This window comes from Labilibaculum sp. DW002 (genome assembly GCF_029029525.1).
GTDB classification, from domain to species: domain Bacteria; phylum Bacteroidota; class Bacteroidia; order Bacteroidales; family Marinifilaceae; genus Paralabilibaculum; species Paralabilibaculum antarcticum.
Genome location: NZ_JAKJSC010000001.1, coordinates 2,290,031 through 2,313,738, shown reverse-complemented (window position 1 = coordinate 2,313,738; position 23,708 = coordinate 2,290,031). Strand labels below are relative to the sequence as shown.

At 34.7% G+C, this 23,708-nt stretch carries 23 protein-coding genes; 11 read left to right on the top strand and 12 right to left on the bottom strand.

The genetic code is table 11. The features are described from left to right. Positions 1 to 3 precede the first annotated feature (3 nt). Positions 4 to 513 (bottom strand): response regulator, encoded by a 510-nt coding sequence (locus L3049_RS08960; protein ID WP_275109469.1) that lies wholly within the window; start codon positions 511 to 513, stop codon positions 4 to 6. A gap of 209 nt (positions 514 to 722) precedes the next feature. On the opposite strand from L3049_RS08960, the gene ettA reads away from it, so the two are divergent. The 4 genes from ettA to hisS all read left to right on the top strand — a co-directional run bounded on the left by ettA (position 723) and on the right by hisS (position 4,716). Continuing rightward, positions 723 to 2,411 carry an energy-dependent translational throttle protein EttA gene (ettA, locus tag L3049_RS08955; RefSeq protein ID WP_275109468.1) on the top strand — a complete coding sequence of 563 codons (1,689 nt, stop codon included), beginning with the start codon at positions 723 to 725 and terminating at the stop codon, positions 2,409 to 2,411. A gap of 89 nt (positions 2,412 to 2,500) precedes the next feature. Continuing rightward, positions 2,501 to 2,854 carry a DUF4870 domain-containing protein gene (locus L3049_RS08950; protein WP_275109467.1) on the top strand — a complete coding sequence of 118 codons (354 nt, stop codon included), beginning with the start codon at positions 2,501 to 2,503 and terminating at the stop codon, positions 2,852 to 2,854. Positions 2,855 to 2,858: 4 nt separating this feature from the next. After that, positions 2,859 to 3,194: a hypothetical protein gene (locus L3049_RS08945; RefSeq protein ID WP_275109466.1), complete on the top strand. Its 336-nt coding sequence runs from the start codon at positions 2,859 to 2,861 to the stop codon at positions 3,192 to 3,194. Positions 3,195 to 3,354: 160 nt separating this feature from the next. After that, on the top strand, positions 3,355 to 4,716 hold the full coding sequence (gene hisS / locus L3049_RS08940) for a histidine--tRNA ligase (RefSeq protein ID WP_275109465.1): 1,362 nt from the start codon (positions 3,355 to 3,357) through the stop codon (positions 4,714 to 4,716). Between the two features lie 60 nt (positions 4,717 to 4,776). Here the strand turns inward: hisS and L3049_RS08935 are convergent, their stop codons facing one another. The 6 genes from L3049_RS08935 to L3049_RS08910 form a co-directional block, all read right to left on the bottom strand. Further along, on the bottom strand, positions 4,777 to 5,247 hold the full coding sequence (locus L3049_RS08935; RefSeq protein WP_275109464.1) for a hypothetical protein: 471 nt from the start codon (positions 5,245 to 5,247) through the stop codon (positions 4,777 to 4,779). Between the two features lie 10 nt (positions 5,248 to 5,257). After that, positions 5,258 to 5,632: a hypothetical protein gene (locus L3049_RS08930; protein ID WP_275109463.1), complete on the bottom strand. Its 375-nt coding sequence runs from the start codon at positions 5,630 to 5,632 to the stop codon at positions 5,258 to 5,260. A gap of 62 nt (positions 5,633 to 5,694) precedes the next feature. Next, positions 5,695 to 6,249 carry an RNA polymerase sigma factor gene (locus tag L3049_RS08925; protein ID WP_275109462.1) on the bottom strand — a complete coding sequence of 185 codons (555 nt, stop codon included), beginning with the start codon at positions 6,247 to 6,249 and terminating at the stop codon, positions 5,695 to 5,697. A 151-nt stretch (positions 6,250 to 6,400) separates the two neighbouring features. Then, complete coding sequence (locus L3049_RS08920; protein WP_275109461.1) at positions 6,401 to 8,461, bottom strand: transketolase family protein; 2,061 nt, start codon at positions 8,459 to 8,461, stop codon at positions 6,401 to 6,403. A 156-nt stretch (positions 8,462 to 8,617) separates the two neighbouring features. Beyond that, the gene (locus L3049_RS08915; RefSeq protein ID WP_275109460.1) at positions 8,618 to 9,997 is read right to left on the bottom strand and encodes a vWA domain-containing protein; all 1,380 of its coding nucleotides are present in this window, start codon (positions 9,995 to 9,997) and stop codon (positions 8,618 to 8,620) included. A gap of 69 nt (positions 9,998 to 10,066) precedes the next feature. Continuing rightward, entirely contained in the window at positions 10,067 to 11,110 is a 1,044-nt protein-coding gene (locus tag L3049_RS08910; RefSeq protein WP_275109459.1) for a transglutaminase domain-containing protein, read from the bottom strand. A gap of 178 nt (positions 11,111 to 11,288) precedes the next feature. Here L3049_RS08910 and ychF point away from each other — a divergent pair, with 178 nt between their 5' ends. The 4 genes from ychF (at position 11,289) to L3049_RS08890 (ending at position 15,061) form a co-directional block, all read left to right on the top strand. Beyond that, positions 11,289 to 12,389, top strand: a complete 1,101-nt coding sequence (ychF, locus tag L3049_RS08905; RefSeq protein ID WP_275109458.1) for a redox-regulated ATPase YchF — start codon at positions 11,289 to 11,291, stop codon at positions 12,387 to 12,389. Between the two features lie 135 nt (positions 12,390 to 12,524). Continuing rightward, positions 12,525 to 12,902: a fluoride efflux transporter CrcB gene (gene crcB, locus L3049_RS08900; protein ID WP_275109457.1), complete on the top strand. Its 378-nt coding sequence runs from the start codon at positions 12,525 to 12,527 to the stop codon at positions 12,900 to 12,902. 54 nt (positions 12,903 to 12,956) lie between these two features. Further along, positions 12,957 to 13,307 (top strand): DUF190 domain-containing protein, encoded by a 351-nt coding sequence (locus L3049_RS08895; RefSeq protein WP_275109456.1) that lies wholly within the window; start codon positions 12,957 to 12,959, stop codon positions 13,305 to 13,307. 128 nt (positions 13,308 to 13,435) lie between these two features. Next, positions 13,436 to 15,061: an alkaline phosphatase family protein gene (locus tag L3049_RS08890; protein ID WP_275109455.1), complete on the top strand. Its 1,626-nt coding sequence runs from the start codon at positions 13,436 to 13,438 to the stop codon at positions 15,059 to 15,061. Positions 15,062 to 15,092: 31 nt separating this feature from the next. Here the strand turns inward: L3049_RS08890 and L3049_RS08885 are convergent, their stop codons facing one another. The 5 genes from L3049_RS08885 to mutY all read right to left on the bottom strand — a co-directional run bounded on the left by L3049_RS08885 (position 15,093) and on the right by mutY (position 19,304). Further along, complete coding sequence (locus L3049_RS08885; RefSeq protein WP_275109454.1) at positions 15,093 to 15,734, bottom strand: 4'-phosphopantetheinyl transferase family protein; 642 nt, start codon at positions 15,732 to 15,734, stop codon at positions 15,093 to 15,095. A gap of 11 nt (positions 15,735 to 15,745) precedes the next feature. Then, complete coding sequence (gene gldD / locus L3049_RS08880) at positions 15,746 to 16,327, bottom strand: gliding motility lipoprotein GldD (RefSeq protein ID WP_275109453.1); 582 nt, start codon at positions 16,325 to 16,327, stop codon at positions 15,746 to 15,748. 60 nt (positions 16,328 to 16,387) lie between these two features. Beyond that, positions 16,388 to 17,719, bottom strand: coding sequence for a gliding motility-associated protein GldE (gene gldE, locus L3049_RS08875; protein ID WP_275109452.1), 1,332 nt, complete (start codon positions 17,717 to 17,719; stop codon positions 16,388 to 16,390). Between the two features lie 31 nt (positions 17,720 to 17,750). Beyond that, positions 17,751 to 18,179 carry a single-stranded DNA-binding protein gene (locus L3049_RS08870; RefSeq protein ID WP_275109451.1) on the bottom strand — a complete coding sequence of 143 codons (429 nt, stop codon included), beginning with the start codon at positions 18,177 to 18,179 and terminating at the stop codon, positions 17,751 to 17,753. A gap of 66 nt (positions 18,180 to 18,245) precedes the next feature. After that, positions 18,246 to 19,304 (bottom strand): A/G-specific adenine glycosylase, encoded by a 1,059-nt coding sequence (mutY, locus tag L3049_RS08865; RefSeq protein ID WP_275109450.1) that lies wholly within the window; start codon positions 19,302 to 19,304, stop codon positions 18,246 to 18,248. Positions 19,305 to 19,454: 150 nt separating this feature from the next. On the opposite strand from mutY, the gene L3049_RS08860 reads away from it, so the two are divergent. From L3049_RS08860 to L3049_RS08845, 3 genes are all read left to right on the top strand, one after another. Further along, complete coding sequence (locus tag L3049_RS08860; protein ID WP_125030273.1) at positions 19,455 to 19,739, top strand: HU family DNA-binding protein; 285 nt, start codon at positions 19,455 to 19,457, stop codon at positions 19,737 to 19,739. A 246-nt stretch (positions 19,740 to 19,985) separates the two neighbouring features. Next, the gene (locus L3049_RS08850; protein WP_275109449.1) at positions 19,986 to 21,539 is read left to right on the top strand and encodes an Rne/Rng family ribonuclease; all 1,554 of its coding nucleotides are present in this window, start codon (positions 19,986 to 19,988) and stop codon (positions 21,537 to 21,539) included. 124 nt (positions 21,540 to 21,663) lie between these two features. Further along, positions 21,664 to 23,631: a protein-disulfide reductase DsbD family protein gene (locus L3049_RS08845; protein ID WP_275109448.1), complete on the top strand. Its 1,968-nt coding sequence runs from the start codon at positions 21,664 to 21,666 to the stop codon at positions 23,629 to 23,631. Positions 23,632 to 23,708 lie beyond the last annotated feature (77 nt).

Below are 23,708 nucleotides of genomic sequence, written 5' to 3'. Positions count from 1 at the left end.
TTACTAAATGTATTCTTGCATCAAGGCAAATAAAGTTTTTGATTGAAATGGTTTGGATAAATAAGCGTTCATACCTACTTCAATTGAAATTTCCTTATCATCAGAATAAAAGTTTGCGGTAAAGGCAATAATTGGAATAGAGAAATCACGATCTTCTTCTATTTTGCGAATTCTCAAAGAAGCTTCTATTCCACCCATAATTGGCATTTGTAAATCCATTAAGACAATATCGTATTGTTCTTTTGCAAAAAGTTCTACCGCTTGTTTACCATTTTCAGCGATATCCACCTTAGCTACTTTTTGTTTTAAGAAAACTTCAATAGTTTTTCTATTGCTTGGCTGATCTTCTACCAAAAGAACTTTAGCTTCTTTTATAGGAATGTTTCTTTTGTTCGGATGCGTTTTTACAACAACAGAAGAGTCAATAGTTTCTTCCCAGAATATTTTCTTCTTAGTCTCTATGCCTATTCGTTCTAGTAATTCAGAAAGTTTTTTATTTGCAGTCTTCTCCATAATAGCCCCATATTTTGATAATTAAAAGTAGGGATTTTTAACTATAATAAAAAATAGAATTGTTCAATTTCACATTAGATTATTGATGAGTATATCTATCTGTCTAGATATTAATAGTTCTAAAGTGGAAATGAATATCTAAATTATCGAAGCAAATTTTCTATTTTTGCAGAAGTAAGAAATTGTAAAAAATAAATAATGTATATATAATGGCAGACGATAAGAAGATTATCTTTTCGATGGATCGTGTTAGTAAAACGTTCTCATCGCAAAAAAAAGTATTGAATAATATTAACCTTTCTTTCTTTTATGGGGCAAAGATTGGTATTATCGGTTTAAATGGATCGGGTAAGTCAACCTTACTTAAGATTATTGCAGGTGTTGAGCCATCGTTTGATGGTCACGTTGTATGGTCGAAAGATCACAATATTGGTTATTTGGCTCAGGAGCCTGAATTGGATGATAACAAAACGGTAAGAGAGATTGTAGAAGAAGGTGTACAGGAGATTGTAGATTGCCTGGCAGCTTACGAAGCAGTTAACTTGAAGTTTGCTGATCCTGATGTATTAGAAGATCCTGATAAGATGCAAGCCGTAATGGATGAGCAAGCAGATCTACAGGAAAAAATTGATCATTTTGATGCTTGGAACCTTGATACCAAATTAGAGCGAGCAATGGATGCTTTGCGTTGTCCCGAAGGAGATGCCTCAGTTAGAAACCTTTCAGGAGGTGAGCGTCGTCGTGTTGCCTTATGCCGATTGTTATTGCAGGAACCAGATATTCTACTTCTTGATGAACCAACTAACCACTTGGATGCTGAATCGGTAGAGTGGTTGGAGCAGCATCTTGCCCAGTACAAAGGAACGGTTATCAGTATTACTCACGACCGTTATTTCTTAGATAATGTAGCAGGTTGGATTCTTGAACTTGACCGTGGAGAAGGTATTCCCTGGAAAGGAAACTATAGCGAATGGCTGGATCAGAAGACCAAGCGCATGGAAATGGAAGAGAAAACGGCTAGTAAGCGTCGTAAAACGCTTGAGCGTGAGTTGGAGTGGGTGCGTATGGCACCAAAGGCACGTCAGGCGAAAAATAAGGCTCGTCTGAATGCTTACGACAACATGATGAACGAAGATTTGAAGCAGAAAGAAGAAAAGTTGGAGATCTTTATTCCTAACGGACCACGTTTGGGTAATAAGGTGATTCAAGTACAAGGCGTATCAAAAGGATACGGAACCAAATTGCTTTATGAAGATTTGGAATTCGAATTGCCACCAGCAGGTATTGTAGGTGTTATAGGACCCAATGGTGCGGGTAAAACCACACTTTTCAGAATGATTATGGATCTTGAAACACCTGACAAAGGAACATTCGAGGTGGGTGAAACAGTGAAGGTAGGTTATGTTGATCAGCAACATGCAGATATTGATCCGGATAAATCGGTTTATGAAGTTATCTCAGGTGGTGGTGATTTGATTAATGTTGGAGGAAGACAAATTAACGCTCGTGCCTATGTGGGACGTTTCAACTTTGCTGGCGCCGATCAGGAGAAAAAATGTGGTGTGCTTTCGGGTGGTGAACGTAACCGTTTACACCTGGCCCTTACACTTAAGGAAGAAGCCAATGTATTACTTCTCGATGAGCCAACCAATGATATTGATGTAAATACGCTTCGTGCACTTGAGGAAGGTTTAGAGAGCTTTGCAGGTTGTGCTGTAGTTATTTCTCACGACCGTTGGTTCCTGGATAGAATTGCAACGCATATTCTTGCTTTCGAAGGTGATTCTCATGTTCATTTTTTTGAAGGTGGTTACAGCGATTATGAAATAAACAGAAAGAAACGATTAGGTGACGAAGGACCTAAGCGTATTCGATATAAGAAACTCATCGCTGATTAACTGTTAAAAAGGGAAGGGTTTCAATTGAATCTCTTCCCTTATTTTTGTAACTTAATACACAATATAAATATTCACTTAAACAGAATTAAATGAATCAATTTGCAAATTCATCTGATGAACGTAATTGGGCTATGTTTTGCCATTTGGCCTCTTTCTCTGGAGTAATTATTCCTTTTGGTAACGTGGTTGGCCCACTTATTTTGTGGTCAATGAAAAAAGATTCTTCTGAATTGGTAGATAGAGAAGGCAAAAAATCTCTAAATTTTCAAATTTCAATGAGCATATATATATTTGTGTCTGCTATATTGGTGATTGTAGGAATCGGGATTTTACTGCTAATTGGGCTAGCTTTGCTAAATTTGATCTTTGTTGTTTTGGCTATCGTTAAAACTTTAAACGGTGAGGATTACCAATATCCGCTTAGTATTAATTTTATAAAATGATAGAATGAAATCATTTTCTATATACAAGACAATCTACTTTATTGGGATTGTCTTCGTTTTTTTAGGTGGCTACCGTTTAATTAAACAATTGCCTTTCGGAGATGTAATTTTTGCAATAGGAATGGTTCTTTATTCAGGTGTTCAAATAAAAATGTTGTTTTATAAGAGCGTAAAAGAATGGACAACATTCGAATATTTAAAACTTGCTGTAAATGTCTTATTCTTGCTATCGGTATTTCTTCTAATTGTTTTGAAGATAGAATTGTGGCATTACCCTTTTGTTTTAGGTATTCTGGTTGATTTTTTTGCGAACATACTCAGACGTATAAAAAAGAGCTAGCAAATACATACCTAATTATTACTTTATCTTACCTTAAAAATAGACTCATAAATAAGTTAATATATTGAAGTGAATAGTTCGCAGTAAAAAGCTGTGGTTTCTCTCAAATAATTTCATAATTTTGTAGCTCTGAAAAAATTAACCAAAATAAAGAATTACAATGGCTCAAAAACCGTCAATTCCTAAGGGAACGAGAGATTTCTCACCTGTTGAAATGGTGAAGCGAAATTATATATTCGATACCATTAAAGAGGTGTTTCAACTCTATGGTTTTATGCCCATCGAAACACCATCGATGGAGAATTTATCTACTCTAATGGGTAAGTATGGTGAAGAAGGAGATAAGTTACTATTCAAGGTTTTAAACTCAGGAGATTTTATTTCGAAAGTTAACGAAGATCAGTTTCGCGAAAAGAACTCAGTAAAGTTAACCACAAAAATAGCTGAAAAAGGATTAAGATATGATCTTACGGTTCCTTTTGCACGTTACGTTGTGCAGCATCGCAACGATATTTCTTTCCCTTTTAAGCGTTATCAAATTCAGCCCGTCTGGAGAGCCGATCGTCCGCAAAAAGGACGTTATCGCGAGTTCTATCAGTGCGATGTTGATGTGGTTGGTAGCAATTCTCTCTTGAATGAGGTTGAATTAATTCAGATTGTTGATGAAGTTTACAAGCGTTTAAAGCTAAACGTATTGGTGAAACTAAATAACCGTAAAATTCTTGCGGGTATTGCCGAAATTATTGGCGAGGCAGATAGAATTATCGATATCACTGTTGCCATTGACAAGCTGGATAAAATTGGCTTGGATAATGTGAACAAGGAAATGTTTGAGAAAGGCATTCCACAGGAAGCGATTGATACACTTCAGCCTATTATTCTTTTATCGGGAACGAATACCGAGAAACTTGCCAAGCTGAAAGAAGTTCTTTCTGCATCAGAAGTTGGTATGAAAGGTATTGAAGAATTGGAAACTGTATTCAATTACCTTGCAGATCTTGATGTAACGACAGAAGTCGAGTTAGACTTGACTCTTGCTCGTGGGTTGAACTACTATACGGGTGCCATTTTCGAAGTTAAGTCGAAAGATATGGAATTCGGAAGTATTACAGGTGGTGGTCGTTACGATGACTTAACAGGTATTTTCGGACTAAAAGATGTTTCGGGTGTTGGTATTTCGTTTGGAGCCGATCGTATTTACGATGTATTGGAGCAAATGGAGCGTTTCCCAGCTGAAACAGTAAATACAACCAAGGTGATGTTTGTGAACTTTGGTGAGAAAGAAGAAAAATATTGTTTGCCAATTTTAGCACACTTAAGAGCAAATGGAGTGAAGTCTGAGATTTTCCCTGGTTCAGCTAAAATGAAAAAACAAATGAATTATGCTAATGATAAGCATATTCCTTTTGTAATTATGGTAGGCGAAACGGAAATGGAAGAAGGTTTATTAAGCTTAAAAGATATGGATTCAGGAGAGCAAACAAAGCTAACTCCTGATCAATTGGTTGAAAAATTGAAGTAGGATTAATGTCCAACGAGATATAAAGAAGGCTGTTATTGAAAAATAACAGCCTTTTTAATTTTATTTACCGTGTTGTCGTCTACCTTTTTCTTTTATCTGCCTCAATAGCATTCCTTGAAACTGTTTTTCGGTATGATAAAGATCAAGAATCTTTTTGGCAGGTAGTATCTTTTTATATTCAATGTGATAACTTTTTTCAAGCTGTACATTTTCCAATCGAAGATCGATTAGATTATCGCTAATTTTCAGAAGTTCTTCTTCAGGAATAGAATCTTTTCCGCGATATAATTTTTTAAAGAGAATTTTACTTCTAACACGAATATCGTGTTTCTTTTTCTCTAGCTCATTGTACAATGGCCAAAATTGTTGAGCTTCTTTAGGACTTAAATCTAGTTTTTGAGTGATATAAGAGATCTTCTGAGCCTCGATTCTACTTCTCATTTTTTCGCGTCCTTCTCCATTACGTTCTTGAGCGAAAGATGATGAGCTTACGAATATAAAAAGCAATAAAGTGATTACGATTCGGTTCATAGTTCAGTTATTATAAATTTGCTAGTAGTGTTTCTGTTTCAATATCATAATCCGATAAATATTCAATAATTTCTTCCGATGTTAGTTCTTCTTCATCCGAAAACCAGTTTAAGTCATCGGTATTTACAATTACACTTTGTGTATCGATACTTATTTCTGATTGAGAATATTGTTGGATCTTATAATTTGGGTCTACCGAATTTGTTAATACAACTTTAGCAATAATAACAATTCCAATAATACTTGCTGCCATCCAAACGTATGGCTTCAATACCTGAAGCATCCTTTTTTTAGGATTCTCTTCTAATTCGATCTTCTCCTGAATACGATCACTTAAATTTTCAAAGTAATCTTCGGGAACTTTAAATGGCTGATCCTTTTTCATATTTGAAATATTATTCAAGACAGTTATATTCTTTAGACTGTCGGAATTTTAATTGGTTTAATTTAGACTTCGTTTAGTTTTAACATCGATTCAATTTTCTTAACAGCATGATGATAAGATGCCTTAAGAGCTCCTACTGAAGTTTGAAGAATTCCTGAAATCTCATCGTACTTCATCTCATCAAAATATTTCATATTAAAAACCAAACGTTGTTTTTCAGGCAACTGTACAATGGCTTTTTGTAATTCTAGCTGTGCGTGATCCCCATCAAAATATGGATCACTTTCTAAACTTGCCAATAATAATTCTTCAAGCTCTCCATTTCCAGATCCAAAACTCTTACGCTGCTTATCCTTCAAGAAACTTAATGCTTCGTTCGTTGAAATCCGATACATCCATGTAAACAATTGAGACTTCGAATGAAAATTCCCTAAGCCCTTCCATATTTTCACGCAAGTATTTTGAAGAACATCATCAGTATCGTCGTGTGAAATAACGATTTTTCGAATCTGCCAATACAAGCGCTCCTGATATTTCTTAAGCAAAAGACCAAATGCCTGACTTTGGGTTGACTTATTGCGGAAAAGCTGTAATATTTCTTCGTCTGATTTATTCATCAATTAGCATTCCATTAATGTTGTTTAAAAATAGCTATTTCACTTTTGTTATGCGTTAGGTAAGACTAGTTTCTTTTCAAAAGGTTTAAATTAGGATCAAAAAAAAATCCGGAATCGATTTGATTCCGGATTTTTAGAAGTGTATTGTATATTATTTTTGAAGTAGAGATAATACTTCTTTTACAACATTCTCAGCAGTAAAACCAAACTTCTCGTCAAGCACGCTTGCTGGTGCTGAATAACCGAAATGGTCTAAACCAACTGACTTACCATTTGCTCCAACTAATCCTTGTAGAGTTACAGGTAAACCTGCAGTTAATCCTAATGTAGGAATTCCAGCGGGAAGAACTTCAGCTTGGTATTCTGCAGATTGCTGACGGAATAAACCTTCAGAGATAACAGATACAATCTGAATATTCAAGTTTCCTTTTGCACGTAACAATTCAGCTCCAGCTACAAGAGTTGAAACCTCAGAACCACTAGCTAAAAGAATTATATCAGGCGTTGAAGTAGGTTGCTCCACAATGTAGGCACCTTTTTGAGCTTGTAAAGCCTCTTCGTAACGATTCCCTTTTGAAGGAAGATCTTTAATGTTCTGACGAGACATGATAAGAGCTGTTGGAGTCTTAGTATTCTCCATAGCCATTTTCCAAGCTACAGAAGCTTCCAAAGCATCAGCAGGACGAAGAGCCAATAGACTCATCTCTCCAGAGTGATTTTTAATTTGTTCCATCAAACGAATTTGAGCTTCTTGCTCAATTGGCTGATGCGTTGGTCCATCCTCTCCTACACGGAAAGCATCGTGAGACCAAATATATTTTACCGGAACTTCCATCAATGCAGATAGACGAACCGCTGGCTTCATATAATCAGAAAATACAAAGAAAGTAGCACAAGCTGCCCAAACACCACCGTGCAATGCAATACCATTACAAATAGATGCCATAGTTAACTCAGCAACACCTGCCTGAAGGAATGCTCCAGAGAAGTCACCTTTAACTAATGCTTTTGTCTGTTTAAGGAAACCATCTGTTTTATCAGAGTTACTTAAGTCAGCAGAAGAAACAATCATGTTATCAACCTTATTAGCCAACTCAGCTAAAACAGCAGCAGAAGCAGCACGAGTTGCTACGCCTTCTTTCTGAGCGATTGCTTCATAATCAATTTCTGGAGCTTCCATTTTGAAGAAGTTCTCTAGCTTAGAAGCCAATTCCGGATTTGCCTTAGCCCACTCAGCTTGTTCAGCCTTCTTAACAGCAGCAGCAGCAGTTTTCTTTGCTAATACTTCTTTGTAATAAGCTTCAACTTCCGGGAAAATTTGGAATGGCTCTTCAGCCTTACCACCAAGATTCTCAATTGTTTTAGCTAGCGATGCACCTGCAGCTCCCAATGGCTGACCATGAGTCGACACCATATTTTCAAAACTACATCCGTCAGCATCAACAGCACCCTTACCCATTAATGTTTTACCAATAATAAGAGTTGGACGCTCAGTTTCTTTGTTTGCAGCTTTAAGTGCAGCACGAATTTCACCAGCATCGTTACCGTTGATAGTAATCACATACCATCCCCAAGCTTCGTATTTTTTAGCTGTATCTTCGCAAGTTACCTCTTCAACTTTTGTTGATAATTGAATGTTATTTGCATCATAAAACATGATCAAATTACTCAATCCTAAAGTACCTGCAATACGACCAGCACCTTGAGCGATCTCTTCCTGGATACCACCATCAGAGATAAAAGTATAAGTTTTATGAGCCATCCACTCGCCGAAACGAGAACAAAGGAAACGTTCAGTAATAGCAGCACCTACCGCCATTGTATGTCCTTGTCCTAATGGACCCGATGTATTTTCAACACCTCTATCTTGATCAACTTCAGGGTGACCAGGAGTTACACTACCCCATTGTCTGAAGTTTTTCAAATCATCCATGCTGTAATTGCCTGTCAGACTTAAAATAGAATACAACATTGGTGACATATGACCTGGGTCAAGAAAGAAACGATCACGATTCGCCCATTTCATGTCAGTTGGGTCGAAATTTAAGAATTCCGAGAAGAGTACATTTACAAAATCAGCTCCACCCATTGCACCACCAGGGTGTCCGGATTTTGCTTTTTCAACCATAGCAGCTGATAAAATTCGAATATTATCCGATGCCATATCAGTTACCGATAATTCCACTTGTTTGTCCATTTCTTTTGGCTCCATTTTTGAAAATGAGATTTTAGATTATAAAAACTTGGTAAGGTTTTATTAATGGATGCAAAGATATACAAAAATGCCTTTTGACATCATGGAAACGCTTCTAAATAGACTAAAAAATGATTAATGCTGATATAATTAGAATATTGTAAATCAATATAATTACAATCTTACTGGTATTGATTTGCCAGATGTGATTACAAAACTTGCTTTACGTGAACTTTGAGATAGGTAGGCATTTTTATTTCTAAAAATAAGATGATAAGTGCCTGGCTGCAAGGTTAAAGTTTCTCGTATATTTTTTTCAGGGATGTTGTAAACCCATTCTAATTTATCATCTTTTTGCACAAATAGCGTGCACGGCCCAACGGTTGGTTTAAAAATAGTTGCCAGTCCTGGTTGCGGAATTGCAATGGATGTTGTTTTACTTTGGTTTATTTCAACATTAGGAATTGATATTCTTGGCAAAGTCAAAATTTCTAAATTGTATTTTCCGCATAAGTATTTACCTACCTGATTTGGCGTTTGAATGTTGATTGTTTTTTGATTCTTTTTGATAAGAATTTGTAAGTTTTTATAAAGAGTCGTTCTAGGAGAGCTAATTTTTAGCATTCCTTGCGCAGCATCAAAACCAATAGCCGTATGTTTTCCACCATTAATAATAACGCTGTCGCGATGCAATTCTGGTATAGTGTGAATTGTGATGTTGTAGGTTAATAAAGGATCTAAATATAAAGTATCTGGATTTCCTTTTGCATTCATTGTGTGCATGAATTGATACCTAACTTTTCCAGATGTAGTATTATAGAATGTCATTGGAACGTCACTTTCGGTAGGAGAGCCATTGGCATCGATTAAATTAATTTGTGCCGACGTTTTATTTAAAACTTGGGAGATTACATATTCTAAGGTTCCTCCAAATTTCTCTTCCTTTTTAACTTCTAAATAGTTCCCAATGCATTCAAAGCTATTTTTGAAATTAACATCTAAGCCTATTCCTATAATAAATGGTTTCAAGAATATTCCTTTTTTCTGAAGACCTAAAGATACGGCACAAGGATCTCCATCACATGCCTCAACACCATCTGTAATTAAAATTATTACATTTCTGGTTTGATTGTTTATTTCAGGAAAATCCTTAGCAGCTAATTCAAGTGAGTGAGCAATTGGAGTAGTTCCTTTCGGTGTAATGTAACGAAGAGTCTGCCTTATTTCACCAGCATTTCCTGCCTTAAATGGAACCTCTAATCTGGTATCACTGCAATCTTGAGGAGGAACAACACTTTGATGGCCATATACTCTTAAAGCCATTTCAACATTTTGTTGGGTTTCCAAGCTATCAATCATTCGAATTAAAAACTTACGAGCTATATTGATCTTTTTTGATTCTTCCCAATAGCCATTCATACTCTGAGATGCATCGAAAATAAACAAGATTCTTGTTTTCTCTTGCTTTTGAGGAGAACGATGCTGGGCATAATTCTGTTTTGTACAAAGTAAGCCAATCAGACCAATTAGGATAAATTTAAGATAGAATTTCAAGAGCCAAAAGTTTAGAGTTAGAAAACCTAAAGTTATGTATTAGATTTGACCAATTAAAATGATAATGAATTATTTCAAATATATTATATCTGAGCTAGCAGAATCGAGTAATCTATTAATCAATTTTAAAAGATCTTTTGAATGCAAATACATAATCTTTGACGAAATATCATCACTTGTTTGAAACAAGTCAATGGCTACTTTAATTTTTTCTTGTGCTCTTATTAATTTGTAATAAATGAGAGGTGTAATTTCGCTATCAAAATTGACTGCTATTTGGGCAAATCTATAATATTCTATTGCTCGATTAAATTTGTTTGAAGGATTTGTTTTAAAGATTTCGTCAGCTGTTTTTAACCTTTTCTTATATTGTGGGAGTAGTTTGAAAGCTGCAATGCTATCTGTAAAGGAATAGTTTTGAGGAGCTGAAGCAAGTTGTTCTATAATTTTAGAATCTCCTTGATTAAAGGTTTCTATTGTAATTGGTGATTCTAAAACTTGCCACATTGGAATTAAAGGCAGGTGAGTTAAAATAAATTGCTCAGGTTCAACCATAAAAAATTCATTTGTACTACTTTTTATTCCTGTGTAACGAAGAGTTGCATATGCCCAACTTAGGTCAAAAAAACGCCAGGTTCCGTTTATTTTAAGCAAATTCCAAGAGTGTGTTGCACGATCTTGAAGAACACCATTTTTTGAGATGTACCCACCAATAGAATAGGCTTCGATGCCAGATTGTTGGCAGAAATATTCAAATATTTTAGAAAAGCCTTCGCAAACTGCTTGTTTCCTGCTAAGTACACATACAGGAGAAGAACAATTGTTAGAACCCATGTAAAAAAGAACATCCGAATTGTACTTTAACTCTATTTGATCTTTGTATTTTATATTCTTGATAATCCAGATGTAAAAAGCACGAATTTTCTCTTCATCAGTTTCTGCTGCTGAAACAAGATACTTGTGTAGAAAAGTTAAGTTATTGCAAATACTGTCAGGAGCCCTTTTAGCATGTCGATCAATTTTTCCATACCCACTAAAGTTCGGATCCTGCGCGTGAAGGTTCCAAGTGCTTATAAAAATTAATAAAAGGATAAATTGAATCTTTCGGTACATTTTATTCTTGTTTCTTAAATCTACTAATAAGATAAGGAATGAATTTTAGAACTTCTTTTGATTGTGATTTATTAACAATTATTAATTAGAAAAATCACGAAAATTGGCACATCGAAATTTTAAATGTACTTTTGCACAGATTTTTTGAAACTCAGCAAATTAATAAATAAAATATAACATGGCATTACAGTGTGGAATCGTTGGATTACCAAATGTTGGAAAATCCACTTTGTTTAATTGTTTGTCGAATGCAAAAGCACAGTCGGCAAATTTCCCTTTTTGTACTATCGAGCCTAATGTAGGTGTAATTACTATACCTGATGACCGTTTGATCAGATTAACAGAATTGGTACAGCCACAAAAGGTGCAGCCTTCAGTAATGGAGATTGTTGATATAGCTGGATTGGTAAAAGGTGCTAGTAAAGGTGAAGGATTAGGAAATAAATTCTTAACAAATATTCGTGAAACCAATGCAATTATTCACGTTTTACGTTGTTTCGAAGATGGAAACATTGTCCACGTAGATGGTTCGGTTGATCCAATTCGTGACAAAGAAACCATTGATATGGAATTGCAGTTAAAAGATCTTGAGACTGTAGAAACAAGATTGCAAAAAGCTGCGAAACTTGCGAAAGTTGGTAAAAACCCTGAAGCTAAAAAATTAGTTGAGGTTCTTGAGCGTTATCAGGAAGTCTTAATGCAAGGTAAATCAGCTCGAGTAGTAGAACTTAGTGAAGCTGAGGAACTGGTAACAAAAGATCTTCATTTATTAACAACAAAACCTGTACTATACGTTTGTAATGTTGACGAAGCATCTGTAACAAATGGGAATGTTCACGTTGAAGCTGTTAAAGAAGCTGTAAAAGATGAAAATGCCGAAGTTTTAATTGTAGGTGCTGGTATTGAAGCTGATATTGCAGAACTAGAATCATACGAAGAAAAACAAATGTTCCTGGAGGATCTTGGTCTTGAAGAGCCAGGAGTTAATAAGCTAATTAAAGCTGCATTTAGCCTTCTTGAACTTGAAACCTATTTTACTGCAGGTGTTAAAGAAGTTAGATCGTGGACTTATCCTAAAGGTGCTAAAGCTCCTCAGGCTGCCGGAGTTATTCACACTGATTTCGAGAAAGGATTTATTCGTGCAGAGGTTATCAAATACGAAGACTTCTCTAACTTAGGATCTGAAAATGCTTGTAAAGAAGCTGGTAAAATGAATGTAGAAGGGAAAGAATATGTCGTTCAGGATGGTGATATTATGCATTTCCGTTTCAATGTATAATTGATTCGAATAAAAAATATAGATGGCTGTTCAATTTGAACAGCCATTTTTTTTGACATTTTTGATATTACTCAAGAATAGTATCTTTATACTTGTTACTAATTTTTAAATTATTCATTTTATTATCTATACCGCATGCTTCGTACAATGTTGTTAATCGGATTGGGAGGATTTTTAGGAAGTGTATCCCGATATTTGGTTGGACAAGGATTACATCGTCTTTTCGACACCATTTTCCCCATTGGAACAATGACTGTAAATATTGTAGGTAGTTTTATTATTGGAGTAATTTATTCTTTAGCCGAACGCGACAATCTTGTTAGCCCTGAAATGAGAATGTTTCTTACGGTAGGTTTTTGTGGTGGTTTTACCACTTTTTCTTCATTTGCTTTTGATAATCTGAACCTTTTAAAAGATAGCGGATTTTTGTATCTTTCTATATATGTGGGAGGAAGCGTATTCTTAGGGCTATTGGCAGTTTACTTCGGCACACAAATTCACAAGTTGTTTTAGGTAGTAATTCAAGTTTTTCTTGATTCTCCTATCGGAGCAACCAAAATTGGCGATATGAGATTGAAGGGGAAAGCAAAGTTATTACGTGTATTTGTTGGTGAAGCAGATCGTGTTTACCAAAGACCATTGTACGAGGCAATTGTTTATGGAGCAAAGAAATATGGATTAGCAGGAGCAACGGTTCATAGGGGTATCATGTCTTATGGAGCCAATTCACGAATACATACCTCTAAGATTTTCAGCTTATCGGATGATTTGCCAATTATAATAGAAATTGTTGACTCCGAAGATAAAGTAAATGGCTATTTGCACATTCTTGAATTACTGATTGAAAAATCGGGAGGTGGAGGAATGATTACTATGGAACAAGTTGATGTAATTCGCTATCAAGCTCAGAGTAAATAATTGAATTGAGCGATTTCTTTTTATTCTGGCCGTTAAAAGAATCCAATATATCAAAGTCCAATTACTTTTTAATCAATTCGAATCCATTATATTTGTGGCGAAGAATTAAAACCGCAACAAGATTGATGATGAGTAAAAGATTTGGGACCCTTATATTTTTAGTATTACTGCTTACAGTGCAATTTTCAAATGCTCAAAGAACAAGAAAAATACCATCGGAAAAACCAAAGCTTGTTGTTGGAATCGTAATTGATCATCTACGATCAGATTATTTCTTTCGCTATTCAAACTTGCTAAGTGATGGTGGTTTTAAGCGATTGATGAATCAGGGAACTTATTGCAAAAATGCTAAATTCAGTTACCTATATTCCCAAACAGGGCCAGATCATGCCTCTATTTTTACAGGAACACCTCCAGCTTATCATGGAATTGTTTCCAACGGATGGTACAGTAGACTTTCTGGCGAACTAGAAATGGCTAAGGAAGATGCACAGGAAAAACTGGTTGGGATAAAATCGAAGGAAAAAGGCAGCTCTCCTAAAAAATTGTTAGCATCTACATTGGGCGATGAAATTAAATTGTTTAATACTCATTCAAGGGTTGTAGGTGTTGCCTTAAATTGTGAATCAGCTTTGTATTCAGCAGGACATGCGGCGGATGGAGCTTATTGGATGGATGATCTTTCAGGAAAATTTATCACTTCTAGTTATTATCAGGATACACTATACAATTGGGTGAATGAATTCAATGAGAAAAAATTTGCTGATTTTTATTTAAATAGAGTTTGGACGCCGTTTGATGGTGGAAAAGCACCTAGTTCATCGGATAAATTACTTGGAAAAGTAGGTTTGAACAATGAGTTTTTCTACGATTTAAATAAAGAAAAAAGAGAACGTGGTTACAAGGCAATTAAATCAACACCTTTTGGTAATATGTTGGTTAAAGATTTTGCCATTGCTTCAATTATAAATGAGAATTTGGGAAAAGATGACGATGCTGATTTTTTAGCGATGACCTTTTCTTGTTTGGATCAAAAGCATAGAGAATTATCACCTTTTGCTCCAGAGATGGTTGATAATTTTATTCGTTTAGATCAAGAAATAGAACATTTTCTTAATTTTTTAGATGAACAAATTGGAATGGAAAATGTATTGCTTTTTGTCACAGCAGATCAATCGGCAAATTATACACCAGAAAATTTAACGAAGCAAAACATACCTAATGGATATTTTAGTACTTATAATGCAATCGCACTTTTAAAATCGTACTTCAATATTTTATATGGAAATGGAGAATGGATTTTAGGATATGATTCTCAGCAAATTTATTTGAACCATCAGTTAATTGAAGATTCGAAGCTTTCAGTAATCGATTTACAGGTAAAAGCAGCTAGTTTTTTAATTCAATTTACAGGTGTTGCAACAACAACTACAGCTAATAGTTTGGTTAATGCCAATTACACGCATGGTATTTTGCAAAAGGTTCAGCGCTCTTTTAATCAAAAACGCTCGGGTGATGTGATGATTACTTTAGAGCCAGGTTGGATGCATAAAGTAAAGGATGAACGAGATCAAATAGCGCAATACTCCTATACAAATCAGGTTCCACTGTTTTGGTATGGCTGGAAAATTAAAAGAGCAACGATTTCAAGATCTATATTAATAGAAGATATTGTTCCTACCATTTCTAGCTTCTTGAACATTTCAATTCCATCAGGATGTGATGGAAATCCAATAGAAGAATTAATTCAATAGGAAACAAAAAAACGAAAGGAAGCTAGTAATATTAATTGCTAGCTTTTTTTGTGGCATAAACCAAAAGCTGTCCATCGAACTGCAAGAATTGAAAAGTATATTTTTCCGAAAAATCTAATCTGCAAACTTCACCTGTAAATGAAATATCACTAGGAGAAAAAGGATCAACTTTAAGTTCGTCTATTAAATGAACATCCTTTTTACCATAGAGTTTAATCAGACATTCTTTAGCACACCAGTGTTGGTATAAATGCAATATTCTATTCTCATTTGCGATGCTATTTAATTCCTTTTCGGATAAAAAGCGAGAAGCGATTCGTTCAACACGATCCGATAGGTATTCCATATCTAGAGCAACAGAATGATTCTTTCCTAAAAGAATGCCAACGTAGGATTTGGTATGAGAAATGCTGATTGCAAGATCAGAATTAAGAAGATGAGGTTTACCGTGTTCATCATTCATTATTCTCACATCTGCTCCCAAGCTTAATTGCACTAAACATCGAGTTGCAACAAATTCTAATTTGCGAGACTTACTTCCAAATGAATTAAGCTTAGCTTGTTCATCAATAGTTAAAGTTACTTGTTGCAGCAATTCATCTAAAGGTTCACTTACATTCCAAATAAGTAAAGTACAATCCTTATTTATATCTAATTGTTGGCAGATTGGCATAACGACTTAGCTTATTTCCACTTTAAAGTTTCCAAAAGACGAACAACATCTTTATCGATGTATTTAATAACAGGAGCAAGAGAATCTTGATTGGGATGCTCTTGAAAATAAAGTGCGCCTCTTAAAAAATGTTTTGTGCTATCAGTAGCAACAAATTGAAGAGAAGAAGCAGCATTTCCTTTTATTCGATAAACCATTCCGTATACTTTTTCTTCAGGATTAAAATAAACCTGCTCGGCAATGGCATCAGCTACGATTGAATGTTTGTAAGCCATTTTTCGTGAATCTTCAAGGTACTCTTCCAGATTACCACTTACATTTTTATAGCTAAGGTGTATGGTCGCATGATAAGTTGGATATTGAAGATTAAACCAATATTGTTCGGTTCCCTTACCTTTATCTTTTTCAACTGTTGAAATGTTGAGGTGATCAAAGCTAAAAGGAGCTGATTCATTCCAATTCTGGTATTCCTTTTCAGGAAATTCGATACGATAATATGCCTTAGGCTTTGGAGTATACTTTTCTTTACATCCCAAAAGGACTAAAGTGAATGCGCTTAGTAGAAAAAATATAGTTAGGCGATTAAATTTCATAATTACAGGATTGAATTCAAACAAAAGAATAATGCAATTTGTAGGTTTGTTATTACGAAATTAATTTTTCGAATTGACTTTTGGTGGAATAAAACGAATTTTTTTAATTCGTCTGTTATCAACAGCCTCAACAATAAACTGATGATTCTGATATTTAAACATTTCTTTCTTTTGTGGAATTTCACCTTTAATCTCAAGAAGAAGACCGGCTAAAGTATCGGCATCGCCTTTTATTGATTCAAAAATATCAGCTTCAGTATCAACAATTTTAAAAAAATCATTTAATAACGTTTTTCCTTCGAATAGGTAAGAGCCATCTTTTTCTAAAGTATAAGTAGCTTTTTCATCATCCGATTCATCTGTAATATCACCAACAATTTCTTCCAGAATATCTTCCATTGTAATAATTCCAGATGTTCCACCATATTCATCAACAACAATTGCCATGTGGTTTTTTTGCGTCTGAAATTCTTCCAGTAAGTCATTAATTTTTTTCGTTTCCGGAACATAGTAGGGAGGACGAATGATGGATTGCCAACGAAACGTATTTGCTTTGTGATGATGAGGAAGTAAATCTTTAACGTACAATATTCCTTTTACGTTATCGAAGCTATCGTCAAAAACAGGAATTCGCGAAAATCCTGACTCTATAATTACTGATTTTACTTTGCTAAAATTGGTTTTCAGATCCACAGCGATGGCATCAACTCTGGAGATCATTATTTCTTCTACATTAATATTACCAAAGTTTACAATTCCTTCCAGAATTTCCATTTCTTCAGATATTTCATCGGCTGTTAATTCAAGTGCCTGTGAAAGATCAACCATCGAAATGTTCTGTTTTTTAGAAATACTCTTGTTTACAATCGAAGTTGATTTAATTAAAATGATAGAAAGAGGACGGAATAACTTCTCTAAATAAAAAAGAGGAAAAGCCATGAATTTGGAGAATCGTACAGATGTTTGCGTTGCATATACCTTAGGAATGATTTCTCCAAAAAGAAGCAATAGAAAGGTAATGACCACAACTTGAACTACAAATCCAAGAGTAGGAGCATTCGAAAAATCGACAAGCGAATTGGTAATAAAGCTTGATAGGATTACGATTCCAATGTTTACAAAATTATTGGCTATTAATATGGTTGCCAGTAATTGTTCCGGTTTTCTTAACAGTTTTAATAATCTACGATTCTTTTGATTCTCTTCCGATTCAAGCTCATTAATATTTTGAGGGGAAAGTGAGAAAAATGCTACCTCAGATCCAGAAATAAGAGCAGAGCAAAACAAAAGAAGTACCATTATAAGTAAACTTACAATGGTACTTATATCAATAGGGTAAAAAGCAATATCAGTATTGCTTAAAAATAGGTTCGTAAAATCTTCAGTTTCCAATATTGCAATAAATTAATTTACAGAAGAATTTTTAGAATGGAAGATCATCTGTTTCTTCGCTTGTTGCAGCCTCTTCAGTTGCTTTAGGTTGAGTAGCTTCTGTGCTAGCTTTTTGGGAAGCACCTTCGTTATCACCTTTTCGACCTAACATTTGCATGTTGGTAGCCATTATTTCTGTAATGTATTTCTTATTACCATCCTTGTCATCCCAAGAACGAGTTCGAAGAGTACCTTCAATGTACAATTGCATTCCTTTTTTAACGTAATCTTCTGCTACTTTAGCTAGTCCTCGCCAAAGAACAATATTGTGCCACTCTGTTTGTGTAACTTTTTCGTTGTTTTTCGTGTAGGTTTCGCTAGTTGCCAAAGGAAAATTGCAAACACTAACATTGTCATCGAAGTATTTTACTTCAGGATCTTTACCCACGTTACCAACAAGAATTACTTTGTTTACTGACATATTTTTTGATTTTTTAATTAACAATAGTTATAAAGATATAAACTTTTATTTATATCATAATAAAATTTACGGAATATTTTCAAATGTCGCATTGATGTGATTCTCAATGGGCTTAGGGAATGGGTAGTTTTCAATTTCAGAAGAATCAATAATCTGATAAGGCTTAATTTCCTTCAGTTGATCGATGTCTGTATTGATATGGATTATAGTGGTGTGAAGGTTTTGATGGCTTAATTTATGCACCACATTTTCGCATATCGATTGAATTACCAATTCCTTATTCTCAAATAACTCCTTCCATTTAGATGTTTGCAACAATTTTTTAGTTGAAATTGCTTTATCGCTTTCAATTAAAGGGTATTGATACATGTTCTTCCAAATGTCTTTACCTTCTCGCTTTTCAATAATAAACCGATTTTCACAAGATAGAAACAAATAGTAAAAATATCGATTTTTGGTTTTAATTTGTTTTGATTTTAAAGGCAATTGATCTACTTGTCCATTCCCAAAAGCCAGACAGTTAGCTTGTATTGGACAAGTTACGCAGTTCGGAGTTCGAGGCGTACATTGCAAGGCTCCAAATTCAATAATTGCTTGGTTGTAAATTTCTGGACGAGCATTTCCCATCGTTTCTGTTGCCAATTCTTGGAAAAATTTTTTCCCTTCACCAGTATCTATAGGTTTATCTATACTATATACTCTAGATAAAACTCTAAATACATTTCCATCTAAAGCTGCATAGGGTAAATTAAATGCAAATGAAGAAATAGCCGCCGCTGTATAGGTCCCAATGCCTTTTAGTTTTAATATGTCTTTATATGTATTAGGAAATACACCATTATAGTCTGTATGAATTATTTTAGCTGTTGCATGCAAATTTCGAGCTCTGGAGTAATACCCTAATCCTTGCCACAACTTCAAAACTTCACGTTCATCTGCCATAGCTAGGTCAGATACCGTTGGAAATTGGTTTAAAAAACGATTAAAATAGTCTGTTGCAGTAGCAACTCTGGTCTGTTGTAACATGATTTCTGAAATCCAAATTTTGTATGGATCTGAGGTATTTCGCCATGGTAAATCACGCTTATACTGCAAATACCAGTCTATGATTTGGTTACTAAGCATCTCTAAAATATTTGTGTAAAATAATTTTTTTTCAAATTTGCGAAAAATAGTGCTTTCGATTTCTTTAATAAAGAGAAATCATATATATTTGCAGTCTGATTTTGAGAAAAAACTGTTGTATATAATTGATAATTAAAGAATTTTTAAGAGATGACTAAAGCAGATATTGTTAACGAGATTTCTAAGAACACGGGAATTGAGAAAATTACAGTACAAAAAACTGTTGAGGCCTTCATGGATACTATCAAAGGTTCACTTGTTAAAGGTAAAAACGTGTATTTAAGAGGTTTTGGAAGTTTTATCGTTAAGAAAAGAGCAGAGAAAACTGCAAGAAACATTTCTAAAAACACAACTATTATTATTCCTGAGCACTTTATCCCGTCATTTAAACCGGCGAAGACTTTCGTAAGTAAAGTAAAAACAAACGTAAAGTAGTCTCAGACTTTAAAAACAAATTTTAATATATTTAAGTTATGCCAAGCGGAAAAAAGAGAAAAAGACATAAGATGGCTACGCACAAGCGTAAAAAGAGATTAAGAAAAAATCGTCATAAGAAGAAATAATTCTTATCACGCTTATTAGTAAGAGTATAATGTATAAACCTAAAGAACTTTTTAGTACTTTAGGTTTATCTATTTGTAAGAATTAACTATTTTTTGAATTTAATATAGGAGTTTTCAAGTGAGTAACGAACTTGTAATTGATGTACAACCTAACGAAATTGTAATTGCTTTGCTTGACAACAAGCAATTGGTAGAAGTATCGAAAGAAAAAAGTAATGTACAATTTGCAGTTGGCGATATTTATCTAGGTAAAGTAAAAAAAATAATGCCTGGTTTGAATGCTGCTTTTGTTGATGTTGGGTATGAAAAGGATGCTTTCCTTCACTACCTTGACTTAGGACATCAGTTTCTAACTCTAAACAAATTCTTGCAACAAGCCATTGCCCGTAAAGGCAAAGGCATGTCCATTTCAAAAATGAAACTGGAGCCGGATATCGATAAAAATGGGAAAATTACCGATGTCTTAAAATCAGGACAATACATTCTTGTTCAGGTTGCTAAAGAACCTATTTCCACCAAAGGCCCACGATTGTGTTCAGAAATTTCACTTGCCGGACGTAATATCGTTTTAATGCCTTTTTCTGACAAAGTATCCATTTCTCAGAAATTAAAATCTACCGAAGAAAAAAGTCGACTTAAACAGTTGCTACAAAGCATTAAGCCTAAAAATTATGGGGTTATTGTTCGTACTGTTGCCGAGGGTAAAATGGTGGCTGAACTGGATAAGGAATTAAGATCTCTTGTTGAAAAGTGGGAAACTAGTTTTGAACACATAAGAGATATGAACCCTCCTAGTTTGGTATTAGGAGAAATGAATCGTACCACGGCTATTCTTCGCGATATTCTAAACTCATCGTTTGAAAATATCTATGTAAACAATGCTGGAGCTGCAGAAGATATCAAACAATATATCGCCAGTATTGCTCCCGAAAAAGAAAAAATTGTAAAGCACGTTAAAGGAGAACTCCCAATTTTTGATCAATTGGGTATCGACAAACAAATTAAATCTTCTTTTGGTAAAACAGTTTCTTTTAAAAGCGGAGCTTACCTTATCATTGAACATACCGAAGCATTCCATGTTATCGATGTGAACTCTGGTAATCGATCAAAAGCTGGAAACGACCAAGAAACCAATGCTCTTGAAGTAAATCTTGCTGCTGCTGAAGAATGTGCCCGCCAATTGCGACTTCGTGATATGGGTGGTATTATTGTTGTCGATTTTATCGATATGCACTCAGCCGAAAACCGTCATAAGCTTTTCGAAAAGATGAAAGAAATGATGGGTAAAGATCGTACTAAACACAACATTCTTCCTTTAAGTAAGTTTGGTTTAATGCAGATCACTCGTCAGCGTGTTCGTCCGGAAATGAATGTTGCTGTTCAGGAAAAGTGCCCTACTTGTCAAGGTACCGGAGAGATTTCACCAGCCGTATTACTTACCGATCAAATTGAACAAAATTTGTCAAGGATCGTTAATCAGCAAAGTGAGAAGAAGTTAACCTTAAAAGTACATCCTTTTGTTGCTGCTTATATCAACAAAGGAATATGGAAAACATTACGTAGACAATGGCAATCCGAATTAGGTATTAAGTTGTCAGTACGTGAAATTCCATCTTACGATCTTCTGGTTTACAAATTCTTCGATAAAAACAATCAAGAAATCGTGTTGTAATATTAATTTACGAATTCAATTGTTAAGGATTCTAAATATATTGTTACTTGTTTGTTAAAGCTTTTGTTTGCTTGCTTTTATAATGCTAATTTTAATCGTGTTATAAGCAACTAAACAAATTTGTATGAAACAAAGATTTTTGATTCTTTTAATGGGGATTGTTTTTAGCAGTCTCACACTTCCAGCGCAAATATTACAAACTGTAAATTGGGATTTTACTACAGAAAGAATTAGTGATACTGAAGTAAATCTTGTATTTAAAGCACAAATCGACAAGGAATGGCATCTGTATTCTCAACATTTTGAGGATGGTGGCCCTGTGCGTTTAAGTATCGACTTTGCAGAATCTGACAACTATCAATTGATAGGGGACGTTGAAGAAATTACCAAAGCCAAGTCGGAATTTGATGAAATATTTGAAATGGACATTCAATATTTTGTCTCAGAAGCCCTTCTAAAACAAAAGATTAGATTACTTACAGATAAAGCATTTACAATTGAAGGAGAAATGGAATATCAAACTTGTCGAGAAGGCGAGTGTGTGATGTTTACACCTGATTTTGAGTTTAAATTAAATGTGGGTAATGGTGCGAAGGCCGAGTTAAAGGAAGATGTCTCGCCACTAAATAATAAACCTAAAGAAAGCAAAGGGCTTTGGACCATATTTATCGCTGCTTTTGTTGGTGGTTTACTGGCTATCGTTACGCCTTGTGTATTTCCAATGATTCCAATGACTGTGAGTTATTTTATGCACAGTAGCGAAAATAAAGCTAAAGGTAGAATGCAAGCATTCTTTTACGGCTTTTCAATCATAGCAATATATACAGTAATTGGTACAATTTTGGCGGTTGTAATGGGTCCAGGCTTTGCCAATTTCCTATCTACACATTGGGTTCCCAATATATTTTTCTTTTTAATATTTGTATTTTTTGCGTTTTCATTTTTTGGAATGTTCGAAATAACGATGCCAAGTTGGATGGTTAATAAATCAGTTTCAAAAGAAGATAAAGGTGGCTTTATGGGAGCATTCTTTATGGCATTCACTTTAGTGTTGGTATCTTTTTCATGCACAGGTCCAATTGTTGGTTCTATCTTGGTAGCTTCAGCAGGAGGAGAGGTTTTGATGCCTATCATTGGCATGTTAGGATTCTCTTTAGCATTTGCATTGCCATTTACTTTATTTGCCATTTTCCCTGGTTGGCTTAATAAAATGCCAAAATCAGGAGGTTGGTTAAATTCAGTAAAAGTTGTCTTGGGATTTTTGGAATTGGCACTTGGATTAAAATTCTTAAGCATTGCAGATCAAACTTATCATTGGGGAATTCTTGATCGTGAAATCTATCTTGCAATATGGATTGTGATCTTTACTTTGCTGGGATTTTACTTGTTAGGAAAGCTTATTTTTTCGCACGATAGCCCTGTGAAATATATTAGCGTACCTCGATTGATGTTAGCCATTACCTCATTTGCTTTTGTAGTGTATATGATTCCAGGTATGTTTGGAGCACCATTAAAAGCTTTATCAGGATATATTCCACCACAAGCAACCCACGATTTCGATTTGAATAAAATCATAAGAAGTAATTCTTATGGTAATGGAACTTCTCAAGTGCAAGAGGCACATTCTGCAAAGTATTCTGATTTTTTGCATTTACCTCATGGGTTGAGTGGTTACTTTGATTATGAAGAAGGAATAGCGGCTGCGAAGAAATTAAATAAACCTGTATTTATTGATTTTACAGGTCACGGCTGTGTAAACTGCCGCGAAATGGAGGCGAATGTTTGGTCAGATCCTAGGGTGATGAAAATAATGAGAGAAGACTATGTTATTATCGCATTGTATGTCGATGATAAGAAAACATTACCCGAATCAGATTGGATTGTTTCAACTTATGATGGTAAAACGAAAAAGACATTGGGTAAGATAAATGCAGACTTTCAAATCACAAGATTTGGCATTAATGCTCAACCATATTATGTTCTTCAGGATAAGAAAGAAAATCTTTTAGTTGAACCAAGAGCTTATGATTTAAATGCAGATGCATTTGTAGAATTTCTTGAAAAAGGGAAAAAAGAATTTTTGAATAGATAAAAAAACAAAAGATTTTCAGCTCGCAATGATTATTCGTTGCGAGCTTTTTTTGTTTTAAGGGTATTGTTGGACGTGAT

What these genes read in the sequence shown, in the direction of transcription:
- L3049_RS08960 (WP_275109469.1), bottom strand. Translation starts at nt 513, where the DNA reads ATGGAGAAGACTGCAAATAAAAAACTTTCTGAATTACTAGAACGAATA.
- ettA (WP_275109468.1), top strand. Translation starts at nt 723, where the DNA reads ATGGCAGACGATAAGAAGATTATCTTTTCGATGGATCGTGTTAGTAAA.
- L3049_RS08950 (WP_275109467.1), top strand. Translation starts at nt 2,501, where the DNA reads ATGAATCAATTTGCAAATTCATCTGATGAACGTAATTGGGCTATGTTT.
- L3049_RS08945 (WP_275109466.1), top strand. Translation starts at nt 2,859, where the DNA reads ATGAAATCATTTTCTATATACAAGACAATCTACTTTATTGGGATTGTC.
- hisS (WP_275109465.1), top strand. Translation starts at nt 3,355, where the DNA reads ATGGCTCAAAAACCGTCAATTCCTAAGGGAACGAGAGATTTCTCACCT.
- L3049_RS08935 (WP_275109464.1), bottom strand. Translation starts at nt 5,247, where the DNA reads ATGAACCGAATCGTAATCACTTTATTGCTTTTTATATTCGTAAGCTCA.
- L3049_RS08930 (WP_275109463.1), bottom strand. Translation starts at nt 5,632, where the DNA reads ATGAAAAAGGATCAGCCATTTAAAGTTCCCGAAGATTACTTTGAAAAT.
- L3049_RS08925 (WP_275109462.1), bottom strand. Translation starts at nt 6,249, where the DNA reads ATGAATAAATCAGACGAAGAAATATTACAGCTTTTCCGCAATAAGTCA.
- L3049_RS08920 (WP_275109461.1), bottom strand. Translation starts at nt 8,461, where the DNA reads ATGGAGCCAAAAGAAATGGACAAACAAGTGGAATTATCGGTAACTGAT.
- L3049_RS08910 (WP_275109459.1), bottom strand. Translation starts at nt 11,110, where the DNA reads ATGTACCGAAAGATTCAATTTATCCTTTTATTAATTTTTATAAGCACT.
- ychF (WP_275109458.1), top strand. Translation starts at nt 11,289, where the DNA reads ATGGCATTACAGTGTGGAATCGTTGGATTACCAAATGTTGGAAAATCC.
- crcB (WP_275109457.1), top strand. Translation starts at nt 12,525, where the DNA reads ATGCTTCGTACAATGTTGTTAATCGGATTGGGAGGATTTTTAGGAAGT.
- L3049_RS08895 (WP_275109456.1), top strand. Translation starts at nt 12,957, where the DNA reads ATGAGATTGAAGGGGAAAGCAAAGTTATTACGTGTATTTGTTGGTGAA.
- L3049_RS08890 (WP_275109455.1), top strand. Translation starts at nt 13,436, where the DNA reads ATGAGTAAAAGATTTGGGACCCTTATATTTTTAGTATTACTGCTTACA.
- L3049_RS08885 (WP_275109454.1), bottom strand. Translation starts at nt 15,734, where the DNA reads ATGCCAATCTGCCAACAATTAGATATAAATAAGGATTGTACTTTACTT.
- gldD (WP_275109453.1), bottom strand. Translation starts at nt 16,327, where the DNA reads ATGAAATTTAATCGCCTAACTATATTTTTTCTACTAAGCGCATTCACT.
- L3049_RS08870 (WP_275109451.1), bottom strand. Translation starts at nt 18,179, where the DNA reads ATGTCAGTAAACAAAGTAATTCTTGTTGGTAACGTGGGTAAAGATCCT.
- mutY (WP_275109450.1), bottom strand. Translation starts at nt 19,304, where the DNA reads ATGCTTAGTAACCAAATCATAGACTGGTATTTGCAGTATAAGCGTGAT.
- L3049_RS08860 (WP_125030273.1), top strand. Translation starts at nt 19,455, where the DNA reads ATGACTAAAGCAGATATTGTTAACGAGATTTCTAAGAACACGGGAATT.
- L3049_RS08845 (WP_275109448.1), top strand. Translation starts at nt 21,664, where the DNA reads ATGAAACAAAGATTTTTGATTCTTTTAATGGGGATTGTTTTTAGCAGT.